The sequence below is a fragment of the Pseudoalteromonas luteoviolacea genome, assembly GCF_018100925.1.
GTDB classification, from domain to species: Bacteria; Pseudomonadota; Gammaproteobacteria; order Enterobacterales; family Alteromonadaceae; genus Pseudoalteromonas; species Pseudoalteromonas obscura.
The window spans coordinates 1-1,771 of record NZ_JAGJEH010000039.1 but is presented as its reverse complement, the minus strand read 5'-3'; the positions used below and the strand labels follow the sequence as shown (position 1 = coordinate 1,771).

General features: G+C 41.2%; 2 protein-coding genes and 1 pseudogene. All 3 read right to left on the bottom strand.

Features of this window, described 5'->3' with window-relative positions; genetic code table 11:
* Positions 1–974: pseudogene (locus J8M00_RS27915) on the bottom strand (hypothetical protein); the annotation flags it as partial.
* A gap of 51 nt (positions 975–1,025) precedes the next feature.
* The gene (locus tag J8M00_RS27910) at positions 1,026–1,547 is read right to left on the bottom strand and encodes a hypothetical protein (protein WP_211013637.1); all 522 of its coding nucleotides are present in this window, start codon (positions 1,545–1,547) and stop codon (positions 1,026–1,028) included.
* A 10-nt stretch (positions 1,548–1,557) separates the two neighbouring features.
* A partial coding sequence (locus tag J8M00_RS27905) for a hypothetical protein (RefSeq protein WP_211013636.1) occupies positions 1,558–1,771 on the bottom strand: 214 nt, incomplete at its 5' end.

Sequence of the window (1,771 nt, the reverse complement as noted above, 5' to 3'; positions counted from 1 at the left end):
TTTGAATTGAGCCATGCAACAGGTTCACCATTTACGAATACACCTTTTGTGGTGCCTATCCACCATTCTTTGCCAACTCGTTCAATAATATTGTACTTGGATCCCAAGCCTAAATTCGTAACACGTGTATTGCCTTCAACAATTCCAAACTCATTAATATTTAAGCCCCATAGCTGCTGTTTGTTGTCAGCGAACAAGGATAAGTATGTCTTACGAGTCGAGCTAACGTTGGTTCTAGCAACTTCTAGAGTAGACAAAGACACTTCGTTAACTTCGTCACCATCAGTGAAATAAACAACATAAGGGGCAACGTAAGTTAAATTTTCAGCACGTTTAACATTGTGGTTAGTGATGCTGCGATCTTGCAATTGGGAGTAGTATTTGAGGTGATCATCTGCAAAGAAGATAGCACCATGTGGTGTAACTGCTAGGTCGCCGTTTTTAATTTCTTGGTCGATTACTTTATAAGAGCGCCCGTTGTGGATTTGATACAAGCCTTTTTCAGTTAACCCATATACATTGTTGTATCTGGATTCTAAGTCTATCAGTTTTTCTTTACCCGATATTCTCGCTCCATACTGGCCTGTGGCTAGGTCGTATTCAAGTACTTGGTAATCTTCTTGCGTGAATAAGGCGTCGTGAGTAACTTCAATGTTGTGAGCATCCGTCTCTGCAAAAAGGTTTGCTTCATATGTATTCAAATTCAGAGACCAAATTTGCCCCGATGAATATAAAATATAAGCAATATTTGAATCGCTAATCTCTAAGTCACGCGCCGAACCAGCTGGCAGTTCGCTCACTTCATTTAGCTTTACAATGTGCTCGCCATCGTACTTCAAAACACCTTCGTGCGAAGAGAAATACATATAATCATTCTGATCTTGAGCTACACCGTTAAGGTGCTCAAAGTTAAGCGCCTGACACATTCCGCTCTGTAATATCAAAGCAGCGGCTATTATCCTTGACTTCAACATAGCGAAGAATTCCTTCTTGCAAATAGGGGAATCATTCCCCTTTAAATAAGTTTATTCAACGGCGCTCGGGTTATGGTCTCTGACGCCACAACCAGCTAATACAACTGGTATTTTGGATTCTGATTCTAACTTTTGGTCCGCGACTTTTGTTTCACTAATACTAACACGCGATAAAAAATTGTTAAGTTTATTTATATTTTTTGACTTCCAGTTAATATCTTGATCTCTTGGAGCGAGGATAAATAGGTAAGTTGGTTTGCGTGGGTCGGAAGCGTTTTGTTTAGTTTGCCATGTATCCATTACTGCTTGGCCAGCGGCTTCGCCGTATAGGTGGGTGTATGCAGCGGCGATTAGCTTAGCGCCGGAGTCGCTCATTACCATAACAGCAGTGTTTTGATAGTCGCTACCACAATCAAACGACACGTCTACATTGAGTGTGCTGCCATCTGGTAGTAACAAGTCGGTATTCATGTGCTGAACACGAGCTCTGTCTGGTAGTGGTTCAAGAGCGAGAGAAGGGGCTGACAGCAATCCAAGCGCGAGCATTGCTGTAGCAAATTTTGTTTTAATCATAATTTATCCTTTAAAAGGCCATATAGAGCGCTCCCTCCGCAATGGTTTTAACCATGACTTCGTTAAAGTTATGCTCAAATGTTTTTTCAATTAACATTGGCCTTAACTTTTTACGGATCAGAAGTTCGCGCTCTGCATCCAAGTTTTTCGAGTAAAGTAAATCATCTATTATCTGTTCAACAAGGGCGATTGCAGCTAACGCATCTTCAGCACTGTTTCTGCTT

Coding starts and splice junctions, on each gene's coding strand:
- J8M00_RS27910 (WP_211013637.1), bottom strand. CDS start 1,547: ATGATTAAAACAAAATTTGCTACAGCAATGCTCGCGCTTGGATTGCTG.